The organism is Pseudomonas sp. RG1, from assembly GCF_025910115.1.
Lineage (GTDB): Bacteria > Pseudomonadota > Gammaproteobacteria > Pseudomonadales > Pseudomonadaceae > Aquipseudomonas > Aquipseudomonas atacamensis.
The window spans coordinates 162,912-189,067 of sequence record NZ_JAPCIK010000019.1 but is presented as its reverse complement, the minus strand read 5'-3'; the positions used below and the strand labels follow the sequence as shown (position 1 = coordinate 189,067).

Here is a 26,156-nt window from a genome sequence, read left to right as displayed (position 1 = left end):
AGATTTTGCGCAGCGGGGCGTTGTGGGCGCTTTATACTCCCGCAAGCACCAGCTCCGCCGCCCGCTCACCAATAACGACACACGGCGCCATCGTGTTGCCAACGGTGATGCGCGGCATGATCGAGGCATCTGCAACACGCAGCCCGTCGATCCCGTACACGCGCAATTGGTGGTCAACCACCGACAGCGCATCGCGGCCCATTTTTGCCGTGCACGACAGGTGCCAGTAGGTCATCGCCGAATTGCGGATGAACTGTTCCATAGCGCGGCGTTCTCTCGGCCCGGGCACCACTTCGCGCTTGATCAGCCCATTGAAGGCCTGGCTGTTGCCGAGTGCCCGGCACAGTTCGATCGACGCATATGCCGCTGCCATGTCCTCGGGTTCACTCAGCGAGTTCGGCTCGATAATCGGCGCATCTACTGGCCCTGCACCCGACAACCGCAAGCGTCCGCGACTGGCAGGTCTGGCCAGCCCGGCGAACATCGTCCAACCATGTTCCGGCGGTTGAATGGCGACCTCAGGCGGAGACGGTACCGCAAATGCCAGCTGACACTGCAACAGATCCGGGGCTTCCAGGCGACTGTCGCTTTTCCAGTACAAGGTGGTTTCGCATCCGCTGCCAGCGACCGCCTGGGGTTGTCGGTATTCCCACGTGCAGCCGAAAGCCAGGTGATCCTGCAAATTCTCGCCGACACCGGGTAAATGAACGACCGGTGCGATGCCGTGTTTTCGCAGTTCATCCGCCGGGCCGATGCCCGACTGCATGAGCACTTTCGGTGAGTGCACCGCGCCCATGGACAGAACGACTTCAGCTGCGGCATGAAAGCGCCGCCGCTCGCCGGCAATCAACACTTCGACACCGACGGCCCGGGTGCCGACCAGCAACACGCGGGTCACCAACGCCCCGGTCAGCACCGTCAGGTTCGGAAAGTGCAGGCGTGGCCGGATGTAGGCGTCGTAAACCGACTCGCGCTTGCCCTGTTTGATGCGCAAGTCGGTGAAAGCGATCCCACCTGCCCCTTCCATCATCACGCCATTGGGGCTGTCGAATCGTGGGATGCCCAGATCGCCGGCCGCCTCCAGCGTTGCCCACGCAAGGGGTTGAGGTGGGGCCGGCTGCTCGACATGTACCGGCCCACCTGAACCACGCCGGGTGGCGTCCGGGCTGCCTTGCCAGTTTTCGATCCTGCGGTAGTAATCGAGCACCGATGCGTAGCCCCAGGCCGGGTCGCCAGATTCGGCAGCGAAATGCTCCCAATCGGCGCGATGGCCGCGCGACCAGACCATCACGTTGATGCTCGAACCTCCACCGAGCCCCTTGCCCATGCTCAACGGTAGACGTCGACCGTTGAGGCGTGGATCGGCTTGGCCCTCGAATGCCCAGTCGCGCGTGGAGCCGAGGTTCAGCGGCCATTGCGCCGGTTCTGTCACCTCGGGGCCCGAATAGTCTTCGCCGGCCTCAATCAGCAGAACCCGTGCGCCTGACTGATCCGCAAGCCGCGCAGCGACCACGCAGCCCGACGTGCCGGCACCACAGACAATGAAGTCATAGTCGTGAGCGCTTCGAGGGTTCATACGCCCGCTCCCCTTCGCTGCCGCGATCACTGTTCAGCAACGCTGTGCACGGCCTTGAGAATCACCGCCGCGACTTGCGCCGGCTGCGACTGCTGCGGGACATGGCTGGCGTGCACCTCTGCAAGGGTCGCGCCGATACGCTTGGCGGCAGCACGCTGGACGTCGGGATGAATCATCCGGTCTTCGGTAGCGAGCAGGTACCAGGACGGTTTGGTTTTCCAGGACGAAACGGTGGTTTTATCTTCGAAAGCCGAGGCCTTGATCGGTCCTTGCGTGGCAGTCATGACGGCAGTTTGCGCGGCCGGCAGATCCTGAGCGAAGTCCTTGGCCATGCCTTCGGGGGTCAGATAGAGAAAGCCGTTACCGTCAGCCTTGATCTGACTGATGCCCGGCGGCGTCGGCGCACCTTTGCCCTGTTCGCCACTGGTTTGCCCGGCCTCTGGCGCGAAGGCGGCGACATACACCAGCGCGCTGACTTTCTGGTCGTTACCGGCTTCGGTGATCACCGTGCCACCCCAGGAGTGACCGACCAGCACCACCTTGCCCTGCTGGTTGTTCAGCGCGCGGCGCGTGGCGGCAACGTCGTCGGCCAGCGAGGTGAGCGGGTTTTGCACAACGGTAACGGCCACGCCTTTGGCTTGCAGCAGTGGCACCACTTTGGCCCAGTCGGAACCGTCAGCGAAGGCGCCATGTACGATCACCACCGAAGGCGTTGTATCCTGCGCGTGGCTGGCGCCGGCCATGAACGTACTGGCCAGGGCAAAGGCGACGGTGGCGAATTTCGATTTGATCGTTTTCATTGGATGAGCTCCTGTTCGGGAGTTCAGAGTGTGCTGGCCGGCCTGCGATGTGGGCATCGGTCAATTATCCGACCCCGGGGCATTTTTCATGGATAGTGGCTTGCAACTGGACATCTCACTGGACGGCGCATTGGCAACCATCGCCCAAGTCGGTGACCTCAGCATGGGGCAACCGCTCGGTCACTCCCGGCGCGTTGCCGCTTTGGCGCGGATGCTCGCGCAGGCATGCCATGGCGACGGTGAGCATCTGCAGGTTGCAGAGCAGATTGCCTTGCTGCGCTGGTCTGGGTGCACAGCCAACGCCGAAGGCTTTGCCGACCTGCTGGGCGACGACGTCGATGGTCGCCGCGCAATGCTTGATCTGACCTTGGGCAATGAGCAGATGAACGCGGTGCATCAGGCAACCCCGCTGGCCGTGGTGCACTGTGAAGTGTCCGGTGCAATCGCCAAAACCCTCCAGCTCGGAGCTGCCGTTGAAGCGGGCCTGTGTCGGGTGTTCGAAACCTACGACGGCACTGGCCGACCGCTGGGCGTAAGCCATGAGCACATCCCGGAAGTCGCCTATCAGGTGGTCATGGCCGGTGATCTGGACATTCTCACTCGCGCTCACGGCCTGGACGCGGCGTTGCGCTGGATCAACGAGCAGTCGGATCGGCGCTATCCAGCGTCGCTGGTGTCGTTGCTGGTGGCCAATGCCAAGGACTGGCTGGCGGATCTGGAAACGCTTTGCACAAAAGTTGAACCCGCGCCTGAGCAGCGTCATGTCTCACTGACTTTGGTCGGAGACATCATTGACTTGAAGCTGCCATGGCTGGCCGGGCATTCGCGTCAGGTCGCGCATGTTGCCATGGAAGCTGCGCGCCTGTGGGGGCTGAGTGAGCCGACGCTGACAGACATTGGCAAGTCCGCGCTGATTTACGGTCTCGGCCGCGCAGCCGTTTCCAATCATCTTTGGAATAGCCCAGGGCCGCTGCCCTACGGTGCGGCAGAGCGAGTGCGCCTGGTGCCTTATTGGACGCAACAGGCGCTCCGACCGGTAGCGGAATTGGCCGCGCCCGCCGAGATAGCCACCCACGCTTATGAACGACTCGACGGCAGCGGCTATTTTCGCGGGGTGGCGGGTGATGCGTTGAGTGCTGGACATCGACTGCTTGCTACTTCGGTCGCCTGGGTGGCGTTGAGGCAGGCCCGGCCCTGGCGATCAGCCCACGACGAAGCCGCAGCAGCCACGCTACTCAAAAAGGATGCTGGCCGTGGTCTGTTCGATAACGATGTCTGCGAAGCCGTCATTGCTGCCGCCAGTGGCGAGCGTCGCCTGCGGCAACCCAAGCCTTCGCTGCTGACAGCCCGTGAGTGCCGCATTCTTCTGGAGATCAGCCGTGGCGCCAGCAACAAACAAGTCGCGCAACTGTTGGCTATCAGTCCGAGCACGGTGCGCACGCACATGGAAAGCATCTTTCGCAAACTGCAATGTTCGACCCGGGCAGCCGCCACTCTGAAGGGGCTGACACTGGGCTTGATCGCCTGAGTCCACCCGGTCAAGCCTGATCAGCCTGCCTGGCGCGAGCCAGTTCGATGAATGCCCTGGCGGCCGCAGAGGGATTGCGGCGGTTCGGGTAGTACAGGCACAACCTGTCTCGGGGCGGCGTCCAGTCCTCGAGTACCTGCACGAACTCGCCGGTGCGGATTTCGTCACGAACGTCCTGCTCCATGAAAAAGCCCAGCCCCATGCCCGCCTGCACCGCGACCTTGACCACGCTCGATTCATCCAGCGTAAGCGGACCGTTCACATCCAGACGGGTAACTTCTCCGTCCCGCTCGAAATACCAGGGGAAAATCGCCCCGTTCGGTAGTCGCACACGGATACATCGATGCCCGGGCAGATCGGACGGCGTGCGCGGTTTGCCGTGTTGTGCAAAATAACCCGGCGAACCGACCACCGCGTAACGTTGCGGCGGGCCGACAGGCACCACAATCACGTCGTTGGGCACCAGGCCTGCCGAGCGCACGCCGAAATCGAAGCCGTCAGCCACGATATCCACCAGCCGGCCTTCGGTTACAAGGTCAATATGGACTTTCGGATGCTGCTGCAAAAACTCGATCACCAGTGGCAGCAGCGCCGAACGCGCAGCGCTGGCGAAGGCGTTGATGCGCAACGTGCCCGAGGGCCCAGCGTTCTGCGAGCGCACTGCGTCGAGTGCCGCACGCAAATCCTGCAAGGCTGGCCCCACCTGTTCGAGAAACACTCTCCCCGCTTCGGTGATGGCGACGCTGCGGGTGGTGCGGTTGAACAGTCGCGATTCGAGGCGCGCTTCCAGTTGCGCAATGGTGTTGCTCAGCGCGGTGGTGGAGACGTCGAGATCAATGGCGGCCTGGCGAAACGACCCCCTTCGAGCCACGGCTATGACGGCGTCCAGTTCATTGAGGGCCAAGCGATCCTGAACCATGGATTGTCCTGTTTTTCGGGATAGATCATTAAGGTTTGTCCCAGTTGAACAAACTATCTGTGGCGCAGCAAGATGACTCCAGTTAATCAATCAGGAGTCAGCCAATGAACCTTCAACATCCCGCCGTCGTGCAGACGCATGTCACGGTCATCGACGAGAAAGAAATCTACGACGCGCCCCATCAATTCCGAGCGCTGGAGATTTCGCCATGCTGAATTCAGGATTGACTGGCAAGCGGGTCCTCGTCACCGGCGGTACCAAAGGAATCGGCAAAGCCGTTGTGGATTGGTTCATAGCCGAGGGCGCGAAAGTCATCACCTCGGCTCGGCAAGTGGACGTCGAAATGCCGGGCGCACTGCTGGTCGCGGCTGATCTTTCGACCCGGGAAGGTTGTGACGTACTCATCGCAGCGGTCCAACAGCAACTGGGCGGCGTCGACATAGTGGTTCATGTCCTGGGTGGCTCGTCGGCCCCCGGTGGTGGTTTTGCAGCGCTGGACGAGGAGCAGTGGCAACGCGAGCTCAATCTGAATCTGCTGCCGGCGGTGCGCCTCGATCGCGCCCTGCTGCCGGGCATGCTCGAGCGTCGTAATGGCGTGGTGATCCATGTCACGTCCATCCAGAGTCGACTGCCACTGCCGGAATCCACCACAGCGTACGCGGCGGCCAAGGCTGCGCTGTCGACCTACAGCAAGAGCCTGTCGAAAGAGGTGTCGCCCAAAGGAGTCCGTGTGGTTCGGGTTTCCCCGGGCTGGGTCGAAACCGAAGCATCGGTGGCACTGGCCGAGCGACTCGCGCAGGAGGCAGGCACTGACTATCAGGGTGGCAAGGACATCATCATGCAAGCCTTGGGCGGTATTCCGCTCGGCCGCCCATCGACGCCAGCTGAAGTGGCTGAGCTGATCGGGTTTGTGGCGTCGCCACGAGCGGCTTCGATCACAGGAAGTGAATTTGTGATCGACGGCGGGACCATCCCGACAATCTAGCCGGCAGTTTGCGGGTCAGGGATGACTCGCTGAATCCGACCGGCACGCTTACATCCGATGCTGCTCCAGCAAAAAATCCACAAACAACCGCACCCGCACCGGCATCGCCGCGCCGCCCACGAACACCGCATGGATTGGTTCCTCATCGCCCGGGTTAAACGTTTGCAGCAGCGGGATCAGCGTGCCGCGCTGCAAGTCTTCCCTGACGGTGAACTCGCCAATCCGTGCAACGCCTGCGCCGAGTCTGGCGAACTGGGCCAGTGCTTCGCCGCTACTGCATTCGATGTTGCCGCTGACCTTTAATGAAAACTCCTTGCCGTCGCGGATAAACGGCCAGTTGGCTTCGGCGCGGCGGAAGTTGAAGCGCAGGCAGTTGTGCTTGAGCAGGTCTTCCGGTTCGAGAGGTGTGCCGTGGCGTTTCAGGTAATCGGACGATGCGACCACGACTTGGCCGGTGTGGCCGAGCCGGCGTGCGGTCAACGGGCTGTCGGGCAGATGGCCGAAGCGTATGGCGACGTCCGCCTGGCCGGCGAGGATGTCGACTACCTCGTCGCCGAGGCTGAGGTCGACGACGATGTTCGGGTAACGGGCGGTGAAGGCTGCGACCAGCGGCACAATGGTCAGCCGTCCATGGCCAAGGGCGGCACTGACACGCAAGCGGCCCTTGGGTACGCCTTGATCGGTAATGGCCCCTTCGACCTCGTCCATGTCGGCGAGAATTCGCCGGGCACCGCGCAGGAAGGCCTCGCCCTCGGCGGTAAACGTCAGCGCGCGGGTGGTGCGCAGCAGCAAGCGGGTGCCAAGTCGTTGTTCAGCGCGGGCGATGATCCGACTGACCGCCGAAGGCGTCAGCCCCAATGCACGCGCAGCCGCTGAGAGGCTGCCCTCCTGCGCCACGGTGACGAACACGCTCATTTCCCCTGACCTGCCGTTGAAGTCCATTCGTGCCTCTTACGCAAAGGTGATTGCCAAAATCGCCATCTACCGCCTGAAAACGATGGATCGTAGCATTGGCGGCATAGATGAGGAGACTTTCCATGCGTATCAATCCACCACTTGTTGCACTCGCTGTCGGCGCCTTTGGCATCGGCGTCACCGAGTTCGCGCCGATGGGCATGTTGCCCGGCATCGCCGCCGATCTCGGCGTTTCCATTCCCGCTGCGGGGTTGCTGGTCAGTGCCTACGCCTTGGGCGTGCTGCTCGGCGCGCCGCTGATGACCCTGACCACTGGCAAGATCCCGCGGCGCTATCTGCTGATCGGGCTGATGGCGATTTTCACCCTGGGTAACCTGATGTCGGCGCTGGCTACCGACTACTACAGCCTGATGGTCGCCAGGGTGATCACCTCGCTCAATCACGGCGCATTCTTTGGGGTCGGCTCTGTGGTCGCCGCCAGTGTGGTCGCGCCGGAAAAACGTGCCGGCGCCGTGGCGGCGATGTTCATGGGCCTGACGTTGGCGACTATCGGCGGCGTGCCGCTGGCGGCGTGGTTTGGTGAGCTGTTCGGCTGGCGCACGGCGTTCTGGGGCATTACCGGTCTCGGCGTGCTGACCATGATCGCCTTGTGGTTCGCCCTGCCCAATCTGAAAGCAGAGCAAGGCGCGGGTGCACTGGCGGAAATACGTGTATTGGGCCGCGGTCCGGTGTTGGCCGCGCTGGCCCTGACCGTGGTCGGCTCGAGTGCGATGTTCACCGTGTTCACTTACATCGCGCCGATCCTCAGCAGCGAAACCCAGGCCTCCGCCGCGTTCATCACCGCCATGCTGGTGTTGTTCGGAATCGGTTTGACCCTGGGCAACATGTGGGGTGGCAAGGCTGCCGACCGTTCGATCGACCGCACCCTGATCGTGTCGCTGAGCGCATTGATTGTGGTGTTGCTCGCATTCACTGTGCTGATGCGCTGGCCGCTGCCGGCCGCGGTGGCCATTCTGATCTGGGGTATCGCCAGCTTCGCTCTGGTGCCGCCGCTGCAGATGCGCGTGATGGAAGCCGCCAAGGACGCGCCGAATCTGGCTTCGGCGGTGAACATCGGTGCGTTCAATTTTGGCAACGCGATCGGCGCGGCGCTGGGTGGCGCGGTGATCAATGCCGGGCTGGGTTATCCGGCGATTTCCCTGGCCGGCGCGGCGATGGCTGGTCTGGGCCTGCTGATGGTGCTGACGTTCGCCTGGCGCTCCAGAGCCAGTGCCGCTGCGCTGGCGTAAGTCTTCGCAGCGCTACGCCCCGCCCTGCTGATATTCGCGGGGCGTGCAGCCGAACTCGCGACGGAACACCGTGTGCAGATATTGCGCAGACTTGAAGCCGCAGGCTTGGGCAATGTCGGCAATCGCCGCATCGGTGTTCTTCAAACCGCTGGTAGCCGCCGCCAGTTTGAAACGCAGAATCTCGTCATGCACGCTGCAACCGCGCTCGGCGCGGAAATGCGCTTCCAGTGATGAACGCGACACCCCGACATACGCAGCCACCTGTGCGGTCTTGATGCCCTGACAAGCATATTGGCGGATGAACAGCAGCGCTTGCATGACGTAGGGATTGCCCAGCGGTTGATGCAGGCTCGACACCTGCACGTTGACCGCGTCCGGCGGAATCAGAATCTGCGTACCGGTGGACGGCATGCCGTGGAGCATCTGGTGCAGCAATTGCGCAGCGGTGCGGCCCATGGTTTCGGTGCCCTGAATCACTGAACTCAGCGGTACGCGAGTCAGGCTGCGGGTCAGCGGGTCGTTATCGATGCCGATCAGCGCGACCTGCTCCGGCACGGCAATGCCGGCGGTCAGGCAGGCTTGCAGCAACTGCCGGGCGCGGGCGTCGCTGACGGCGATGATGCCGATCGGTTTGGGCAGGCTGTGCAGCCAGGCGATCAGCTGTTCGACGGCGCTGTCCCACAGCGGCGCGCTGGTGCCCATGCCGCGATAGATCTCGGCGTGGAGGCCGTCTCGTTGCATCAGTTTGCGAAAGGCTTTTTCCCGCTCCTGCGCCCAGCGATTGGCCTGCGCTTCCGGCAGGCTGAAACAGGCAAAGCGCTGCAATCCCGCCTCGACCAGATGCGAATAAGCCAGAGTGATCAGTGCGTTGTTATCAGTGGCAACGTAGGGAATCGCTTTCGGATAAGCGCGTGCATCCTCGTAGGAACCGCCCACCGCTACCACCGGCAAATGAATGTCGGCCAGCGCCTCGCCAATCAGCGGATCGTCGAAGTCGGCAATGATCCCGTCACCCTGCCAGCGCTCGATGCCTTTCAGGCGGCAGAGAAAGTCCTCTTCCAGAAACAGGTCCCAGGAAGCGCGGGTGCTGCTCAGGTAGTTGCCGATGCCGCTGATGATTCCACGGTCGTAGATCTTGCTGCCGTTGAACAACAGGGCGATGCGGTGCACGGGCGGTAGGCTTTTCATTCAGTATCCGGATTTTGCGTCAAGCCATTCGCGAGCAGGCTCGCTCCCACACGGGTTATGTGAACGACACGAATCAAATGTGGGAGCGAGCCTGCTCGCGAAAGCGGCCTCAAATTATTTTTGTTCCGGGCCGCCATGTCGCGGCGACGATGGACACAGACTAGGCCTGCGAGCGCTGAAGCTCAATACGCAAAATCGCACTCGCAGTTGAGGCTTTTCATAATCAGCGGGCACGGGGCCGTTGCTAGTATCGAGACACCGCCAAGAACAACAAGGACAAGGTCCATGCAGTATTTCCCCAATATCGAGCCGGTTCGCTACGAAGGCCCGAACAGTGATTCGCCCCTCGCATTCCGTCACTACGACGCCGACAAACTGATCCTCGGCAAACCCATGCGCGAACACCTGCGCATGGCCGCCTGCTACTGGCACACCTTCGTCTGGCCGGGCTCCGATGTGTTCGGTGCCGGCACCTTCAAACGCCCCTGGCAACGCAGCGGCGAGCCGATGCAAATGGCCATCGGCAAGGCTCAAGCCGCCTTCGAGTTCTTCAGCAAACTGGGCATCGATTACTACTGCTTTCACGACACGGACGTCGCCCCCGAAGGCAGCTCGCTGAAGGAGTACCGCGAACACTTCGCGCAAATGGTCGACCGCCTCGAACAGCATCAGGAACAAAGCGGCATCAAGTTGCTCTGGGGCACCGCCAACTGCTTCAGCAATCCGCGTTTTGCCGCCGGCGCTGCGAGCAATCCCGATCCGGAAGTGTTCGCCTGCGCCGCCGCGCAAGTGTTCAGCGCGATGAACGCCACCCATCGGCTCAAAGGTTCCAACTACGTGTTGTGGGGTGGCCGTGAAGGCTACGAAACCCTGCTCAACACCGATCTGAAACGCGAGCGCGAACAACTCGGGCGCTTCATGCGCATGGTGGTCGAGCACAAGCACAAGATCGGTTTCACCGGCGACCTGCTGATCGAGCCCAAGCCGCAGGAGCCGACCAAGCACCAATACGATTACGACAGCGCCACGGTGTTCGGCTTCCTCCAGCAGTACGGCCTGGAGAAGGAAATCAAGGTCAACATCGAGGCCAACCACGCGACCCTGGCCGGCCACAGCTTTCATCACGAAATCGCCACGGCTGCCTCGCTGGGGATCTTCGGCAGCATCGACGCCAACCGTGGCGATCCGCAGAACGGCTGGGACACCGACCAGTTCCCCAACAGCGTCGAAGAAATGACCCTGGCGACCTATGAAATCCTCAAGGCCGGCGGTTTCAAGAATGGCGGCTTCAATTTCGACTCCAAGGTGCGCCGGCAGAGCCTCGACGAGATCGACCTGTTCCACGGCCACGTTGGCGCCATGGACGTTCTTGCCTTGTCGCTGGAACGCGCCGCCGCGATGGTCGAGAACGATCAATTGCAAACCCTCAAGGACCAACGCTACGCCGGCTGGCGTCAGCCGTTCGGGCAAGCGGTGATGGCAGGAGACTTCAATCTTGAGTCACTGGCAGAGCACGCGTTTACCAACGAGTTGAACCCGCAAGCCGTCAGCGGCCGCCAGGAAATGCTCGAAAACATCGTCAACCGTTACCTGTATCGCTGATCGCCAAGGGAAGCTGCCGACGCAAAAACGCTGTGACAATTGCACGACAATTCTGTGCCTGCTGCGTCGGCAGATTCTCTACAGTTCTACCAGCCCGATTCATCGTCAGGCCGTGTCTTTCCAACAAAAATAAAAGGACGCACCACCATGAAGAACTTGAAACGTACGCTGTTGGCCAGTGCCCTGGCGTTGTTGGCCCTGCCGGTAATGGCCGACGCCACCCACCCGAAAATCGGTTTCTCCATTGACGATCTGCGTCTGGAACGCTGGTCGCGCGACCGCGATTACTTCGTCGCGGCGGCGGAAAAAATGGACGCCAAAGTCTTCGTGCAATCGGCGGACGCCAACGAGCAGAAGCAGATTTCGCAGATCGAAAACCTCATCTCTCGCGGCGTCGATGTGATCGTCATCGTGCCTTTCAACGCGACAGTGCTGACCAACGCCGTGGCCGAGGCGAAGAAAGCCGGGATCAAAGTGGTGTCTTACGACCGGCTGATTCTCAACGCCGATGTCGACGCCTATATCTCCTTCGATAACGAAAAGGTCGGCGAGATGCAGGCCGGCGGCGTGCTGAAAGCGGCGCCCAAGGGCAATTACTTCTTGCTGGGTGGCGCGCCCACCGACAACAACGCCAAGATCCTCCGTGAAGGCCAGATGAAGGTGCTGCAACCGGCCATTGACAAGGGCGATATCAAGATCGTCGGCCAGCAGTGGGTCAAGGAATGGAACCCGACCGAAGCGCTGAGCATCGTTGAAAACGCCCTGACCCGTAACAACAACAAAATCGACGGCATCGTCGCCTCCAACGACGCTACCGCTGGCGGCGCCATCCAGGCATTGGCCGCGCAGCAACTGGCCGGCAAGGTGCCGATTTCCGGTCAGGACGCCGACCTCGCAGCCGTCAAACGCGTGATCGCCGGCACGCAAACCATGACCGTGTACAAACCGCTGAAACTCATCGCCTCCGAAGCGGCCAAGCTCTCGGTGCAACTGGCACGCAACGAGAAACCGGCCTACACCTCGCAGTACGACAACGGCAGCAAAAAGGTCGACACCATCCTGCTTACGCCAACGCCGTTGACCAAGGACAACATCGACTTGCTCGAACAGGACGGCTTCTACACCAAGGCGCAGATTGCCGGGCAGTGATCCGGTCGTAAATCTTGATCAGACCTGTGGGAGCGAGCCTGCTCGCGAAAGCGGAGTGTCAGTCAGTAAAGCTCTGGCTGAAAAGGCCCCTTCGCGAGCAGGCTCGCTCCCACACAGGTTCAGTGGTGTTTGAGTTCCTGGTATACGAGCCTTTTCCATGTCCGACTATCTGCTGCAAATGAACGGCATCGTCAAAACCTTCGGCGGCGTCAAAGCGCTCAACGGCATCGACATCAAGGTCCGGCCCGGCGAATGCGTGGGCCTGTGCGGCGAGAATGGCGCCGGCAAGTCGACGCTGATGAAGATCCTTTCGGCGGTCTATCCCCATGGCACCTGGGACGGTGAAATCCTCTGGGACGGGCAACCGCTCCGGGCGCAATCGATCAGCGAAACCGAAGCCGCCGGCATCGTCATCATCCATCAGGAACTGACCCTGGTGCCGGACTTGTCGGTGGCGGAAAACATCTTCATGGGCCATGAGCTGACGCTGCCCGGCGGGCGCATGAACTACCCGGCGATGATCCACCGCGCCGAAGCCTTGATGCGTGAATTGAAGGTGCCGGACATGAATGTTTCGCTGCCGGTTTCGCAGTACGGCGGCGGTTATCAGCAACTGGTGGAAATCGCCAAGGCCCTGAACAAACAGGCGCGTCTGCTGATTCTCGACGAGCCCTCCTCGGCCCTGAGCCGCTCGGAAATCGAAGTGCTGCTGGACATCATCCGCGACCTCAAAGCCAAGGGCGTCGCCTGCGTCTACATCTCGCACAAACTCGATGAAGTCGCCGCCGTGTGCGACACCATTTCGGTGATCCGCGACGGCAAACACATCGCCACCACCGCCATGGCCGACATGGACATTCCACAGATCATCACGCAGATGGTCGGGCGCGAAATGAGCAACCTCTACCCCAGCGAGCCGCATGAGATTGGCGAGGTGATTTTCGAGGCGCGCCACATCACTTGCTACGACGTCGACAACCCCAAGCGCAAACGGGTCGACGATATCTCCTTCAGCCTCAAGCGCGGCGAGATTCTCGGTATCGCAGGGCTGGTCGGGGCCGGCCGCACCGAACTGGTCACCGCACTGTTCGGCGCCTACCCCGGACGCCACGAGGGCGAAGTCTGGCTGGACGGCCGACCGATCGACACGCGCACGCCGCTGAAAGCGATCCGCGCCGGCCTGTGCCTGGTGCCCGAAGACCGCAAGCGCCAAGGCATCATTCCTGACCTCGGCGTCGGCCAGAACATCACCCTCGCCGTGCTCGAGAGCTACTCGAAAATGACCCGCATCGATGCCGAAGCCGAGCTGGGCTGCATCGACCGGGAAATCTCCCGTCTGCATCTGAAAACCGCAAGTCCGTCCCTGCCAATCACCAGCCTGTCGGGCGGTAACCAGCAGAAAGCCGTTCTGGCGAAAATGCTGCTGGCCAAACCCCGCGTGCTGATTCTCGACGAGCCGACCCGAGGCGTGGACGTCGGCGCCAAGTACGAGATCTACAAGTTGATGGGCGCGCTGGCCGCCGAAGGCGTGTCGATCATCATGGTTTCATCGGAACTGGCCGAAGTGCTCGGCGTCTCCGACCGCGTGCTGGTGATCGGCGAAGGCCAGTTGCGCGGCGACTTCGTCAACCACGAGCTAACCCAGGAACAGGTACTCGCCGCCGCCCTCAGCCAGCCGGGCAGGCATAACAATAATGATCGGAAAACCGCGTAAATGAATCAGGTCAAACAACTGTTCACCCGCTACAAGATGCTCGCGCTGGTATTCGCCGTGGTGCTGATCTGGCTGTTCTTCAGCTGGCAGACCGAGGGCGGCTTCCTCACCCCGCGCAACCTTTCCAACCTGCTGCGGCAGATGTCGATCACCGGGATCCTCGCCTGCGGCATGGTGCTGGTGATCATCAGCGGCGAGATCGATTTGTCGGTGGGCTCATTGCTCGGCCTGCTCGGCGGCCTCGCGGCGATACTCGACGTGGTCTATCACATTCCGCTGCTGGCGAATCTGAGCCTGGTCGCCCTGTGCGGCCTGATGATCGGCCTCGCCAACGGCTACATGGCGGCGTACTTGCGCATACCGTCCTTTATCGTCGGGCTGGGCGGCATGTTGGCGTTTCGCGGGATTTTGCTGGGGATCACCGGCGGCACCACCATCGCCCCGGTATCGCCGGAGCTGGTCTACGCCGGCCAGGGTTATCTGCCCCACGCGATCGGCACTGGCCTAGGTGTGCTGCTGTTTGTGCTGACGGTGTTCCTGACCTGGAAACAACGACGCAATCGCGCCCTGCATGGTCTGGCGGCGCATTCGCTGGTGCGTGATGTTGTGCGCGTGCTGGTGATCGGCGCGGTGCTGGCCGGTTTTGTTCAGACCCTCAATAGCTATGACGGCATTCCCGTGCCGGTGCTGCTGTTGCTGATTCTGCTCGGCGTGTTCAGCTACGTCACCAGCCAGACCGTGTTCGGCCGCCGGGTCTATTCGGTCGGCAGCAACATGGAAGCCACGCGCCTGTCAGGCATCAATGTGCAGGCGGTCAAGCTGTGGATTTTCGGCATCATGGGCGTGATGTGCGCCCTCGCCGGCGTGGTCAACACCGCACGCCTCGCCGCCGGCTCACCGTCCGCCGGCAGCATGGGCGAGCTCGACGCCATCGCCGCCTGCTTCATCGGCGGCACCTCCATGCGCGGCGGCTCCGGCACCGTCTACGGCGCCCTCCTCGGCGCACTGGTGATTACCAGCCTGGATAACGGCATGTCGATGCTCGACGTCGACAGTTACTGGCAGATGATCGTCAAGGGCAGCATTCTGGTGTTGGCGGTCTGGGTGGATGTGAGTACGCGCACGGCGCGGCGTTGATCGCCGCGAGCCTGGAGATATCTGCTTCAAAAGGGAGCAAGGACGCAAGCCGCTGCTACGCTACGTAACACAATATTATGGAATACCAGATACCACAAAACATTGCTTTGAACGCTTGGTCCGCTCTGGCTCAATGGCTTCGAAGGCCTTGCACAGCTTGGCCCGTATCTTGCTCCTCCAGTGCATATCGCGCTCAAGGTCTATGGCCATGCCTGCATCCTCCGCAAATTTCGGCGACGCTCACACCCGCTCTTCAAGCGCGGTGTGTGCGTTGCCGTGCGCAGCCATGGCGCGTTATCTCCGTCGATTCCGCTCTTCGTCCTCCATCGTGCTGCCGCAGCTGCCATCCTGCGTGAGCGCGAAGCAAAACGGTTTCTGGCAGATAGTCAGGTAACACCTCCCCACGAGAGTCTCTCTCGATCTCTCGCAGTTTCCGCCTTGGCGGATCGCTGCGCACCGTCATTACCGAGTTTTCTGGTGAGTCCCTCCGGCTCGCCCGACGCTCTGCATCCGGAACAAACCTGATGAACCAAAACACCGCCTTGCTTGTGATCGATATGCAAAAGGAAGATGGCTTCCCGCTCGAACGCTTCGATCAAGTGGTCGATAACGCCGCATCCCTGATCGATCGCGCTCGCCAGTTGCACATCCCGATTTTCTATACCCGCCATGTCAACGACGCTCCGGGCCGCGATCTGGCGCTGGGCGAACCGGTAGACGACCAAGGCAGGCCAACGACTTACCGCGCCGGCACATCTGCGATCGAGATCATTGACGCTCTGGCGCCTCGAGACGCTGACGTCGTCATCGATAAACGCCGCTACAGCGCCTTCCACGGCACCCGTTTGGCTCAGATGCTCAACCGCCGAGGCATCAAGCACCTGGTGGTCATCGGCGTGCTGACGGATGTGTGTGTCATGAGCAGTCTGTTCGACGCCTATCAGCACGACTTCCAGATCAGCCTTGTCGCTGACGCCTGTAGTGCGACTACAGAGGGAGCGCATTACTCGGCACTGTTCATCCTTTCCAACTGGCTGTACGGGCTGGAGCTCTTCACCACCGAGCAGTTGTCGAGACGCTGGAACAACGAGCCGGCAACATCGCTTCGAACCGCCGAACCCGATCACCTCGCCTTCCAGCCAGATGAATTCCCACAAGTCGTAGCGCGCTTTCAACGCCGCCTCGTCGACGCCTGCTGAACGGAGAACAGACATGAAAGTTGAAAAACGCAGCATCGACTTTATCCCTGAGAGCGAGCGTCACGGTCGGCCCCGTTCCTTGTTCTTCGTCTGGTTTGGTGCCAACGCCAACATCACCACGGTAGCGGCTGGCGTGTTGCCCATCAGCCTGGGACTCAATCTTTTCTGGAGTGCGCTATCGATCCTTATCGGTTCGCTGATTGGTGCAATCTTCATGGCTTCGCACTCCGCGCAGGGACCGAGACTGGGTATTCCGCAGATGATCCAGAGCCGGGCACAATTCGGGGTTTTCGGCGCTATCGTCCCGCTGCTGTTCGTCATGCTTATCTACTTGGGCTTTTTCGTCAGCAACACGCTGTTGGCTGCTCAGGCGGTGAGCGACCTGAGCCCGTTGAGCACCGCTGGCAACATCGCTCTGCTGGGCGCGGCATGCTTCCTGGTCGCGCTGTTCGGCTACCAACTGATTCATCGCGTGCAGAAGCTGCTTTCGCTGATTTCGATTGCCGTGTTCGGCATCGCCACCCTGCTCGCCCTCGCGCTGCCGATAGAGGCCGGCCAATGGACCGCGCAGGGTTTCAATCTGGTCAGCTTCCTCGCCTCCGTCAGCATCGCGGTCACTTGGCAACTGTCCTACGCACCTTACGTGGCGGACTACTCTCGGTATTTGCCGAGCGACACATCCACCCGCCAAGTGTTCTGGTACAGCTATGCCGGTACCGTGATCGGCGGAAGCTGGATGATGTTGTTAGGCGCCGTACTGGCCAAGGGCATGGTGGGGTTCTCCGATAACGTCGGGCTGCATCTTATAGGCCTGCTCGGAGGAGGCACGCTGCTGATGGTGGCATTCGTGCTATACGGCCAGATCGCCATCAATGTGTTCAACCTGTATGGCGCTTTCATGTCGACGATCACGATGATCGAGCCTTTCTCTGCGCTCAAAATCACCCCGTCTGTACGTGCGGGATTCCTGCTGATCATCTGCACGATCGCAACCGGTTTATGCACATTGGCGCAGGACGACTTTCTGCAGTTCTTCCTGAATTTCATTTTTTTCATGAGCTACTTTCTGATCCCCTGGACGGCGATCAATCTTGTCGACTATTACGCGCTGCGCAAAGGCGTTTACCGGATTGCCGACATCTTCGATCCGGCAGGCATCTACGGTCGGGTGAACTGGACAGCAATCGCAGTATTCCTTTGCACCATTGCTCTGGAAATTCCGTTCATGAACACCTCCATGTACGTCGGGCCTGTTGCCACCAGCCTGCAAGGCGTAGACCTGGCGTGGGTCGTTGGCTTGCTGTGCCCTGCGTGCGCTTACTACGCCCTCATGCGCCGGCGCGGTCCGCTGTTGATCAAGGCATCGCAAGTTTGATGTTCGCAGGCTGAGAGCGTTTGTGCTCTTTTATCGGAACAGTACTGAGGCCCGTATTCACGGGCCTCTTACTTCCTGTGCAAGTTTGTGTAACATCCGGGAAACTGGACGATTCGATTTATACGTAAGTCAAAACAATTACTGGCAGTGATTTATTGTCAGGGACATGATCAACGGCCCAACCCAACTCTCTGCAGTTGTACAAGCGCAGCGGTAATCGTTGAGTCTTGCCGAATTTCATCAGCCGCCTCGTTTGCGAGCTGAAGCGAACATCAGCGTTTCGCTGATGGCTTGAACTGACGATCAATGTCCAACATCTTCGCGACGCACAAGGCCAGGCGCTCATTGATCACCCGCTCCTGCTCGTTTTTGAGACACTTCTCACAAAGCCCGGCATGGCCGGCGCTTGCCTTGCAACGCTCCGCTTGCGGCGAGGTTTTGTACAGCCTATTGCATTTTGTACAAGCATGACGCAGCTCGTCGTTTTCCATGGCCCTTCTTCCTGTCAAGGCACAAACGGGTCATTAACCATTACATGAGCTTCGCTGAATCTGTACAGGAAATAGTTCGTTTATCGCCTCGCTTGCGAAGCTTGCTAACTAAAATCTTCCACTGGACTAACTGCACCAACGTACTAACTTGAAAGTATCGGCAGCGATCTACAGATTACGCGCTAGTTAAACGCAGCGATAATCCTCGTCAACATAAAATGACATTCAAATGCCATCACACCGGGCAAGCGTCGATATATTTTGCCGTTTCGCTTAGTTACGCTGATCAAACTTTCGCAATCACATAAGGAGCGTTGTTATACCGCAAGCGCATGCTTGTATAAGTGATTTTTCAACCGGTGCGGACGCATGTCGAGATGTTAGAAAAAACTGTGAATTTCCTGGCGCGAGGAATATCCCTCTTTCATGAGTAACAGGAGAGCCTCATGAGCCAGACAGATTTGTACATGATCAAGTACCGACTTCACGGTGTGCCCAAATCCTTCATTATCCGCGCCAAATTGATGAACAACGCAGAAGCCTGGCAGTGGGCGAGTTGTGATGCCGGGTTGACGCCAATTCCCAAGCCAGGCCGGCCTCCATTGAAGCGCTTCTCGAAACCGATGGCCGAGCGATTCGGCGTCACCGCCGTGCAATGGCACGAATCAAAGGCCGTGTGTTGGGACGAGGACCTGGCGATATGAGAATCCCGCGCCGCCAACCCGAGGCCTATCTGCCCGGTTCACCTTCAGCAGCGGGCACTTGAAATTCAAACACCACTCATTGCCGGGTAATCCCCATACCGTTCACGGCCCTGACGGAACCACGTACTCAGTTCACTCGCCACTGTTTTGCGGTTTTCTGGTCAATTCCCCGGCAAATCAGATATTTCTGCCTAGACTTGAACATGTCTCGGCACTTCAACGCGTTCAGCGCGTCGAGCGGTCATCACAATAAAAACAAGAGGAATCACCCAGATGCTCAGATCTCTGTTCAGCGCACTTGCCTGCGCTTTGGCGGTAAGCAGCATGAACCCGGCCATGGCGGCAGACCCGGTGATCATCAAGTTCTCGCATGTGGTCGCTGACCAGACGCCCAAGGGGCAAGGTGCGTTGCTGTTCAAGAAACTGGTCGAAGAACGCTTGCCGGGCAAGGTCAAAGTCGAGGTGTATCCCAACTCCTCGCTCTTTGGTGACGGCAAGGAAATGGAAGCCCTGTTGCTCGGCGATGTGCAGATGATTGCGCCGTCGCTGGCCAAGTTCGAGCAGTACACCAAGACCGTGCAGCTGTTCGACCTGCCCTTTCTCTTCAATGACATCAACGCTGTCGACCGCTTTCAACTGAGCCCGCAGGGTCAGGGCCTGCTCAAATCCATGGAAAGCAAAAACATCACCGGCCTGGCTTATTGGCACAACGGCATGAAACAACTGTCGGCCAACAAGCCACTGCGTGTACCGGCTGATGCGCGCGGCCTGAAGTTCCGCGTGCAGGCCTCGGCGGTGCTGGAGGAGCAGTTCAAGGCGGTGCGCGCCAATCCGCGCAAGATGAGTTTTGCCGAGGTATATCAAGGCCTGCAGACCGGTGTGGTCAACGGGGCGGAGAATCCTTACTCGAACATCTACAGCCAGAAGATGCATGAAGTGCAGAAGTACATCACCGAATCCAATCACGGTGTACTGGACTACATGCTGATCACCAACACCAAGTTCTGGAACGGCCTGCCGCCCGACGTGCGCAGCGAACTGGACAAGATCGTCGTGGAAGTCACCACCCACGTGAACAAGGAAGCCCAGCAACTGAACGAGGGTGACAAGCAGCGCATCCTTGCCGCCAAAACCACGGAAATCATCACGCTTACGCCAGAAGAACGTGGGCAATGGCGCGATGCGATGAAACCGGTGTGGAAGAAGTTCGAAGGCGAAATCGGCGCTGAGCTGATCTCTGCCGCCGAAGCCGCAAACCAGGCGCAATAATCCCAAGGCAGGCGCCGCTGCGTCGGCGCCTGCCCGTCTTCACTCGACGTGAGATGCCATCCATGAAAGCGCTTCGGCGAATCTGGGAACACTTCGAGGAAGGCTTCATCGTCTTCCTTCTGGCGGCCATGACCCTCGTCACGTTTGTCTACGTGATCCTCAACAATTTCTACAGTCTGTTTTACTGGCTCGCCGATCATTGGCCGGCGGCCAGTGTTCCGCTGTTCGCCGTTGGCGATCAGATCATGGGCATGGCGCAGGCCATGACCTGGAGCACCGCCCTGACCAAAGCGCTGTTCGGCTGGCTGATTTTTTTCGGCCTGGCCTATGGCGTGCGCACCGCCGGGCATATCGGTGTCGACGCACTGGTCAAACTGGCGCGCAGATCGGTACAGCGCTACATCGGCATCCTCGCCTGCCTGTGCTGTCTGGCCTACGCGGGGCTGCTCGCCGTCGCCAGCTTCGAATGGATTGAAACCTTGATGAACGCCGGTATCGGTGCCGAGGATCTCGGCCATTTCGGCGTCATGCAGTGGCATATCGGGTTGATCGTGCCGCTGGGCTTCGCGCTGGTGTTCATCCGCTTCGCTGAAATTCTCCTGCGCATCCTGCTCAACCGTCAGACCGGCCTCGGGCTGGCCGATGAAGCGGCCGACGCGCTGAAACTTGCCGAACACGAGGAAGACAAGCCATGACCATTGCCTTCCTGTTCGTGGCCCTGTTCGCCTTGATGTTCATCGGCGTGCCGATCGCCATCTCACTGGGGCTGGCCGGCTCCCTGACGATCATTTTCTTCAGTCCCGACTCGGTGCGTTCGCTGGCGATCAAACTGTTCGAGACCTCGGAACACTACACGCTGCTGGCCATTCCGTTTTTCCTGCTGGCCGGGGCCTTCATGACCACCGGCGGCGTCGCCCGCCGGCTGATCGACTTCGCCAACGCCTGTGTCGGGCATATTCGCGGCGGCCTGGCCATCGCGGCGGTGCTGGCCTGCATGCTGTTCGCCGCCCTCTCCGGTTCAAGTCCCGCCACGGTCGCTGCGGTGGGCTCGATTGCGATTGCCGGGATGGTCCGCTCCGGCTACCCGCAGGCCTTCGGCGCAGGGATCATCTGCAACGCCGGTACGCTGGGCATCCTGATCCCGCCGTCGATTGTGATGGTGGTTTACGCCGCCGCTACAGAAACCTCCGTGGGCAAGCTGTTCATGGCCGGCGTGGTGCCTGGCCTGCTGCTGGGCACCGCATTGATGGTGGCGATCTACATCGTCGCGGTGAAGAAAAATCTTCCCGCCTTGCCGCGTGCGACGCTTCGCGAGTTTCTGAGTACGGCACGCCAGGCAATATGGGGCCTGTTGCTGATGGTGATCATCCTCGGCGGCATCTATTCGGGCATGTTCACCCCGACCGAAGCTGCCGCAGTGGCAGCCGTCTATTCGGCCTTCATCGCTTTGTTCGTCTACAAGGATCTGACCTTTCGCGAGACCCCCAAGGTTCTGCTCGACTCGGCCAAGCTGAGCATCATGCTGATGTTCATCATTGCCAACGCCATGCTGTTCGCCCACGTGCTGACCACCGAACAGTTACCTCAACAAATCACTGCCTGGGTGATCGAAGCCGGGCTGACGCCGGTGACGTTCCTGCTGGTGGTCAACATTGTGCTGTTGATTGCCGGCGCGTTCATGGAACCGTCAGCGATCATCCTGATCCTGGCGCCCATCCTTTTTCCTATCGCGATGAAACTGGGCATCGATCCGATTCACCTCGGCATCATCATGGTGGTCAACCTTGAGATCGGCCTGATCACGCCACCGGTGGGCCTGAACCTGTTCGTGACCTCGGCGGTGACCGGCATGTCCTTGCCCGCCACAGTCAAAGCCGCGATGCCCTGGTTGTCGATTCTGCTGCTGTTCCTGATCCTGATTACTTACGTGCCATGGATCTCACTGGTGCTGCCGAACTGGCTGGGGATGAACTGACGTCGTGACGATCACGTTCAGCCGGGACCGGCTAGAGTGCAATCACTCTGCTTAAAACCATAACAAGACGGAGAAGTGCCCCCATGCGAGTCAAAACACGCTTTGCCCTGCTGGCCGCCGCCACGCTGACCCTTAGCAGTGCCGCGCAGGCCGCGCCCGTGTTCATCAATATCCTCACCGGCGGAACCAGTGGGGTTTACTACCCGATCGGGGTCGGTCTGTCGCAAATCTACAGCGACGGTATTGCCGGCTCGAAGACATCGGTGCAGGCCACCAAAGCGTCGGTAGAAAACCTCAACCTGCTACAGGCCGGTCGCGGCGAATTGGCCCTGGCTTTGGGCGACTCAGTGGCCGACGCCAAAAACGGCGTGGAGGACGCCGGTTTCAAAGCGCCACTGACCAAATTGCGCGCCTTGGGCGGTGCCTATCCCAATTACATTCAAATCGTCGCCAGCAAAGAGTCGGGGATCAAAACCCTCGCTGATCTCAAGGGCAAGACCATCTCGGTCGGCGCCCCAAAATCCGGGACTGAATTGAATGCGCGGGCGATATTCAAGGCGGCCGGCCTGACCTACGAGGACATGGGCAAGGTGCAATATCTGCCGTTCGCCGAATCGGTGGAATTGATCAAGAACCGGCAACTGGATGCCACCCTGCAATCGTCGGGACTGGGCATGGCCGCCATTCGCGACCTGTCGTCGGTGATGCCGCTGAACTACGTGGCGATCCCGAGTGAAGTGGTGGCAAAAATCGGCAATCCGGCCTACCAGAGCGCAATGATCCCGGCCAACACCTACGACGGACAGGCCGAAGCCGTGCCCACCGTGGCAATCACCAATATTCTGGTGACCCGCGCCGACCTGCCCGATGACGTCGTCTATGACATGACCCGCCTGCTGTTCGACAACCTGGGGCGCTTGGGTAACTCCCATTCGGCGGCCAAGGACATCAAGCTGGAAGCGGCTGCGAAAAACCTGCCGATCGCGCTGCACCCCGGGGCCGAGCGCTACTACAAGGAAAAAGGCGCCTTATAAGCGCTTGTGCGCAGTGGCGTAACGGCCACTGCAGCGTCGATTCCCTTGCGTGGTGATGAGGAAGGCAGGCAATGAGTGACGAGCATCACGGTATTTCCGCGAACCCACGGGACTGGCCGAAAACCCTGTTTTACGTAGCGTTGCTGTTCTCGATTTTCCAGATCGTCACCGCAGCCTTTTCTCCTCTCTCCAGCCAGGTGCTGCGTGCGGTGCACGTCGGCTTCCTGCTGTGGGTGGTGTTTCTCAGTTATCCCGCACGCGGCACAGACCGTCCGTGGCAACCGCTGGCGTGGCTGCTGAGCCTGGCCGCCATCGCTACTGCGCTGTATCAATGGGTGTTCGAGGCCGATCTGATCCAGCGCTCCGGTGATCTGACGTCGGCCGATCTGGCTATCGGCATCGTGTTGATTGCTCTGGTATTCGAAGCCGCGCGACGGGTCATGGGCATCGCGCTGCCGGTGATTTGCGGGCTGTTCCTGGCGTACGGCCTGTTCGGGGAATACCTGCCCGGCGAACTGGCCCATCGCGGCTACGGTTTCGACCAGATCATCAATCAGCTGTCGTTCGGCACCGAAGGGCTGTACGGCACGCCAACCTATGTGTCGGCAACCTACATCTTCCTGTTCATCCTGTTTGGCGCGTTTCTTGAGCAAGCCGGCATGATCAAGCTGTTTACCGACTTCGCCATGGGCTTGTTCGGTCACAAGCTGGGAGGCCCGGCGAAAGTGGCCGTGGCCTCGTCGGCCTTGATGGGGACGATCACCGGCTCCGGGATTGCCAACGTCGTGACCACCGGGCAATTCACCATTCCGCTGATGAAGCGCTTTGGCTATCGCGCCGCGTTCGCCGGCGGCGTGGAAGCCACCTCCAGCATGGGCAGCCAGATCATGCCTCCGGTGATGGGCGCGGTCGCCTTCATCATGGCTGAAACCATCAATGTGCCCTTCGTCGAAATCGCCAAAGCGGCGCTGATTCCGGCCCTGCTGTATTTCGGTTCGGTATTCTGGATGGTCCATCTGGAAGCCAAGCGCTCCAACCTCAAGGGCTTGCCCAAAGACCAATGCCCCAGCGCTTGGGGCGCGGTGAAAGCCCGCTGGTATTTGCTGATTCCTCTGCTGGTCCTGGTTTACCTGCTGTTTTCCGGGCGCACACCGCTGTTCTCGGGCATGGTCGGCCTGGCATTGACTGCCATCGTGATTCTTGGCTCGGCGATCATTTTCCGGGTGCACAGCTTTGGCCTGCGCTGTGCGTTCTGGATTGCACTCGGCGTGCTCTGCACAGGTTTTTTCCAGCTCGGCATCGCGGTGATTTTCGCGGTCATTGCCGTCCTGGTGCTGGTCTGCGCTTTCATCAAGGGAGGTCGCGAAACGCTGCTGATCTGCCTGCACGCGCTGGTCGAGGGCGCCCGCCACGCGGTACCGGTAGGCATCGCCTGCGCACTGGTCGGCGTCATTATCGGCATCGTTTCGCTCACTGGCGTCGCTTCGACGTTCGCTGGCTACATTCTCGCCATCGGCCGCGACAACCTGCTGCTGTCGCTGATCCTGACGATGATCACCTGCCTGGTGCTGGGGATGGGCATTCCGACCATTCCCAACTACATCATCACCAGCTCGATCGCCGCGCCCGCCCTGCTGGAGCTGGGCGTGCCACTGATCGTGTCGCACATGTTCGTGTTCTACTTTGGCATCCTCGCCGACCTGACCCCGCCGGTCGCCCTCGCCTGTTTTGCCGCCGCACCGATCGCCAAGGAAAGCGGCTTCAAGATCAGCCTGTGGGCCGTGCGCATTGCGCTGGCCGGTTTTGTCATCCCGTTCATGGCGGTCTACAACCCGGCGCTGATGCTGCAAGGCGACAACTTGTGGGCAACTGCCTACATGCTGATCAAGACTCTTCTGGCGGTTGGTCTCTGGGGCATGGCGTCGACCGGTTTTCTGCAACAGAAAATGCTGATCTGGGAACGGGTGCTCAGTCTCGGTGCGGGCGCTCTGCTGATCGTGGCACTGCCGGTGACCGATGAAATCGGCTTCGCACTCGGGATTCTGGTAATCGTGCAACACGTCTGGCGCTCGCGGCGCGCCGCCGCGGCCAATGCATGATCGGCTTGTGCCTGGGTCTGGCCGGCAGCATTTGGGCACAGTTGCCGGTAGCGAACTTCACTCTGGCATGGAACCACAGCATCGAAAAAATCCGTTGGGAGGAAGACTACCGCGTCACGGCCCAAGGTCTGGTTCTTGAGCAGGCCAGGGTTCGCGGCAACGGCGCGGGCATGGAGATACCCGACGATGCCCGGCTGGAGAACGGCAGTTGGCATTTCCGACGCCACTTGCCGCCGCTGCAACCACTGCAATTAGGCCGAACCCCGGAGGCCGGTGATTACCAGTTATGCATGGATGGCAAGTGCGAATTGGTCAGCCGATGGGTTGGGCCGGCCACTGTCAGCGCGCCGTTTTTGCAGTTGTGGGGGTGTGAGATGACCACGCTATCGCCATCGCATGAACGCCAAGCCGCTCATTTCTGATCAAGCGGTCATTTCCCGATTGATCGCAACCATCTGCTCGCGGGTGAACTCAGTGCCGGGCGCCATGAATCGGGCCATCAATGCATCGCGGTTCAGCGGCGCGCGGGCCTTGTCCGCAGCTTCGAGCGCCTGCTTCAGTTCCGGCAAGGTCAGTTCGGTGCAGTAAGCCGGGGTCCCGGGTTGTTGACGCCATGACTCCTGAAGGCTGCCCGCAGCGAGCGCGGTGAATCCGGTTTCTTCGACCAGATCCTTTGCGATCGCCTCAGCACGCACATCATCGCCGGCGACTGGCAAGGCGATGCGAGTTGCGGATTCGGCAGGTTGACCTTGATCGGCCAGCGTAGCGGCGAGTACGGCATTCCACGCTTTGATCAGCGGGCGGCCGATCTGCTCGCTGACCCAGACGCTTTCAGGCTTGCCCTCGTCCACTTCCTTGATCGCCCCGTCACGCTGCGGATAGTAATTGGAGGTATCGATGACCACGACTTGCTCGGGAACCTGGCTCAGCGTCTGCTTCAAATCAGGGTATCGGGCGAAGGGAATCGACAGGATGATCACATCGACATCGGACACAGCCTGCTCTTTGGTGACAGCCTTGGCACCGACTTCTTCAGCGAGTGCCTGAATGCTTTGCGGGTCTTTCGAGTTGGCCAGTTTGATCTTATGACCGCACGCAGCCAGCTTGCGCGCCAGTGTTGCGCCGATGTGGCCGGCGCCGATAATTCCGATGTTCATTTCAAAACCCTCTCTGTTACGTGTGTTATCGCCCGGTTGAGCGCGCTTTTG

Annotated in this window: 23 protein-coding genes; 16 read left to right on the top strand and 7 right to left on the bottom strand. The window is 60.3% G+C overall.

All coding sequences use genetic code 11. The annotated features are described in order from the left end of the window. Positions 1–31: 31 nt before the first annotated feature. Positions 32–1,576: a GMC family oxidoreductase gene (locus tag OK411_RS12320; RefSeq protein ID WP_264364981.1), complete on the bottom strand. Its 1,545-nt coding sequence runs from the start codon at positions 1,574–1,576 to the stop codon at positions 32–34. 26 nt (positions 1,577–1,602) lie between these two features. Further along, complete coding sequence (locus OK411_RS12315; protein WP_264364980.1) at positions 1,603–2,376, bottom strand: alpha/beta fold hydrolase; 774 nt, start codon at positions 2,374–2,376, stop codon at positions 1,603–1,605. Positions 2,377–2,464: 88 nt separating this feature from the next. Between OK411_RS12315 and OK411_RS12310 the strand changes: the two genes are divergently transcribed. Continuing rightward, the gene (locus OK411_RS12310) at positions 2,465–3,904 is read left to right on the top strand and encodes an HD domain-containing phosphohydrolase (RefSeq protein WP_051600672.1); all 1,440 of its coding nucleotides are present in this window, start codon (positions 2,465–2,467) and stop codon (positions 3,902–3,904) included. Positions 3,905–3,914: 10 nt separating this feature from the next. On the opposite strand, the gene OK411_RS12305 is transcribed toward OK411_RS12310, so the two are convergent. After that, positions 3,915–4,823 (bottom strand): LysR family transcriptional regulator, encoded by a 909-nt coding sequence (locus tag OK411_RS12305; RefSeq protein ID WP_110599163.1) that lies wholly within the window; start codon positions 4,821–4,823, stop codon positions 3,915–3,917. 208 nt (positions 4,824–5,031) lie between these two features. Here OK411_RS12305 and OK411_RS12300 point away from each other — a divergent pair, with 208 nt between their 5' ends. Then, positions 5,032–5,808: an SDR family oxidoreductase gene (locus OK411_RS12300; RefSeq protein WP_264364979.1), complete on the top strand. Its 777-nt coding sequence runs from the start codon at positions 5,032–5,034 to the stop codon at positions 5,806–5,808. Between the two features lie 48 nt (positions 5,809–5,856). Here OK411_RS12300 and OK411_RS12295 read toward each other — a convergent pair whose 3' ends face one another. Beyond that, on the bottom strand, positions 5,857–6,750 hold the full coding sequence (locus tag OK411_RS12295) for a LysR family transcriptional regulator (RefSeq protein WP_264364978.1): 894 nt from the start codon (positions 6,748–6,750) through the stop codon (positions 5,857–5,859). Between the two features lie 95 nt (positions 6,751–6,845). On the opposite strand from OK411_RS12295, the gene OK411_RS12290 reads away from it, so the two are divergent. Then, the gene (locus OK411_RS12290) at positions 6,846–8,012 is read left to right on the top strand and encodes an MFS transporter (protein ID WP_223630323.1); all 1,167 of its coding nucleotides are present in this window, start codon (positions 6,846–6,848) and stop codon (positions 8,010–8,012) included. 12 nt (positions 8,013–8,024) lie between these two features. Here the strand turns inward: OK411_RS12290 and OK411_RS12285 are convergent, their stop codons facing one another. Then, positions 8,025–9,200, bottom strand: coding sequence for a XylR family transcriptional regulator (locus OK411_RS12285; RefSeq protein WP_016774329.1), 1,176 nt, complete (start codon positions 9,198–9,200; stop codon positions 8,025–8,027). Between the two features lie 285 nt (positions 9,201–9,485). Here OK411_RS12285 and xylA point away from each other — a divergent pair, with 285 nt between their 5' ends. The 6 genes from xylA to OK411_RS12255 all read left to right on the top strand — a co-directional run bounded on the left by xylA (position 9,486) and on the right by OK411_RS12255 (position 17,376). Next, positions 9,486–10,802: a xylose isomerase gene (xylA, locus tag OK411_RS12280; protein ID WP_264364977.1), complete on the top strand. Its 1,317-nt coding sequence runs from the start codon at positions 9,486–9,488 to the stop codon at positions 10,800–10,802. Positions 10,803–10,949: 147 nt separating this feature from the next. Beyond that, a complete protein-coding gene (xylF, locus tag OK411_RS12275) occupies positions 10,950–11,951 on the top strand; it encodes a D-xylose ABC transporter substrate-binding protein (RefSeq protein ID WP_016774327.1) in 1,002 nt (333 codons plus the stop codon). Between the two features lie 157 nt (positions 11,952–12,108). Then, positions 12,109–13,665, top strand: coding sequence for a D-xylose ABC transporter ATP-binding protein (gene xylG / locus OK411_RS12270; protein ID WP_024012595.1), 1,557 nt, complete (start codon positions 12,109–12,111; stop codon positions 13,663–13,665). Continuing rightward, a complete protein-coding gene (locus OK411_RS12265) occupies positions 13,666–14,802 on the top strand; it encodes a sugar ABC transporter permease (protein WP_264364976.1) in 1,137 nt (378 codons plus the stop codon). It begins immediately after the preceding gene. A gap of 524 nt (positions 14,803–15,326) precedes the next feature. Next, positions 15,327–16,001, top strand: coding sequence for a cysteine hydrolase family protein (locus OK411_RS12260; RefSeq protein WP_024012592.1), 675 nt, complete (start codon positions 15,327–15,329; stop codon positions 15,999–16,001). 13 nt (positions 16,002–16,014) lie between these two features. Next, positions 16,015–17,376 carry a purine-cytosine permease family protein gene (locus tag OK411_RS12255; RefSeq protein ID WP_264364975.1) on the top strand — a complete coding sequence of 454 codons (1,362 nt, stop codon included), beginning with the start codon at positions 16,015–16,017 and terminating at the stop codon, positions 17,374–17,376. 272 nt (positions 17,377–17,648) lie between these two features. Here OK411_RS12255 and OK411_RS12250 read toward each other — a convergent pair whose 3' ends face one another. Further along, positions 17,649–17,867 carry a hypothetical protein gene (locus tag OK411_RS12250; RefSeq protein ID WP_125926101.1) on the bottom strand — a complete coding sequence of 73 codons (219 nt, stop codon included), beginning with the start codon at positions 17,865–17,867 and terminating at the stop codon, positions 17,649–17,651. A gap of 446 nt (positions 17,868–18,313) precedes the next feature. On the opposite strand from OK411_RS12250, the gene OK411_RS12245 reads away from it, so the two are divergent. The 7 genes from OK411_RS12245 to OK411_RS12215 all read left to right on the top strand — a co-directional run bounded on the left by OK411_RS12245 (position 18,314) and on the right by OK411_RS12215 (position 25,370). After that, on the top strand, positions 18,314–18,571 hold the full coding sequence (locus OK411_RS12245; protein WP_264364974.1) for a DUF6555 family protein: 258 nt from the start codon (positions 18,314–18,316) through the stop codon (positions 18,569–18,571). Positions 18,572–18,844: 273 nt separating this feature from the next. After that, positions 18,845–19,840 (top strand): C4-dicarboxylate TRAP substrate-binding protein DctP, encoded by a 996-nt coding sequence (gene dctP / locus OK411_RS12240; protein WP_073475082.1) that lies wholly within the window; start codon positions 18,845–18,847, stop codon positions 19,838–19,840. A 62-nt stretch (positions 19,841–19,902) separates the two neighbouring features. Continuing rightward, the gene (locus OK411_RS12235; protein ID WP_110599141.1) at positions 19,903–20,535 is read left to right on the top strand and encodes a TRAP transporter small permease; all 633 of its coding nucleotides are present in this window, start codon (positions 19,903–19,905) and stop codon (positions 20,533–20,535) included. After that, a complete protein-coding gene (dctM, locus tag OK411_RS12230) occupies positions 20,532–21,815 on the top strand; it encodes a C4-dicarboxylate TRAP transporter large permease protein DctM (protein WP_264364973.1) in 1,284 nt (427 codons plus the stop codon). The genes OK411_RS12235 and dctM overlap by 4 nt, the downstream gene beginning before the upstream one ends. Before the next feature lie 83 nt (positions 21,816–21,898). Then, positions 21,899–22,849, top strand: coding sequence for a TAXI family TRAP transporter solute-binding subunit (locus tag OK411_RS12225; protein WP_024012586.1), 951 nt, complete (start codon positions 21,899–21,901; stop codon positions 22,847–22,849). A gap of 71 nt (positions 22,850–22,920) precedes the next feature. Continuing rightward, complete coding sequence (locus OK411_RS12220; RefSeq protein ID WP_024012585.1) at positions 22,921–24,948, top strand: TRAP transporter permease; 2,028 nt, start codon at positions 22,921–22,923, stop codon at positions 24,946–24,948. Beyond that, complete coding sequence (locus tag OK411_RS12215; RefSeq protein WP_264364972.1) at positions 24,945–25,370, top strand: DUF1850 domain-containing protein; 426 nt, start codon at positions 24,945–24,947, stop codon at positions 25,368–25,370. Before OK411_RS12220 ends, OK411_RS12215 begins: the two co-directional genes overlap by 4 nt. Here the strand turns inward: OK411_RS12215 and OK411_RS12210 are convergent, their stop codons facing one another. After that, complete coding sequence (locus tag OK411_RS12210) at positions 25,371–26,105, bottom strand: NADPH-dependent F420 reductase (protein ID WP_413694509.1); 735 nt, start codon at positions 26,103–26,105, stop codon at positions 25,371–25,373. Positions 26,106–26,156: the final 51 nt, after the last annotated feature.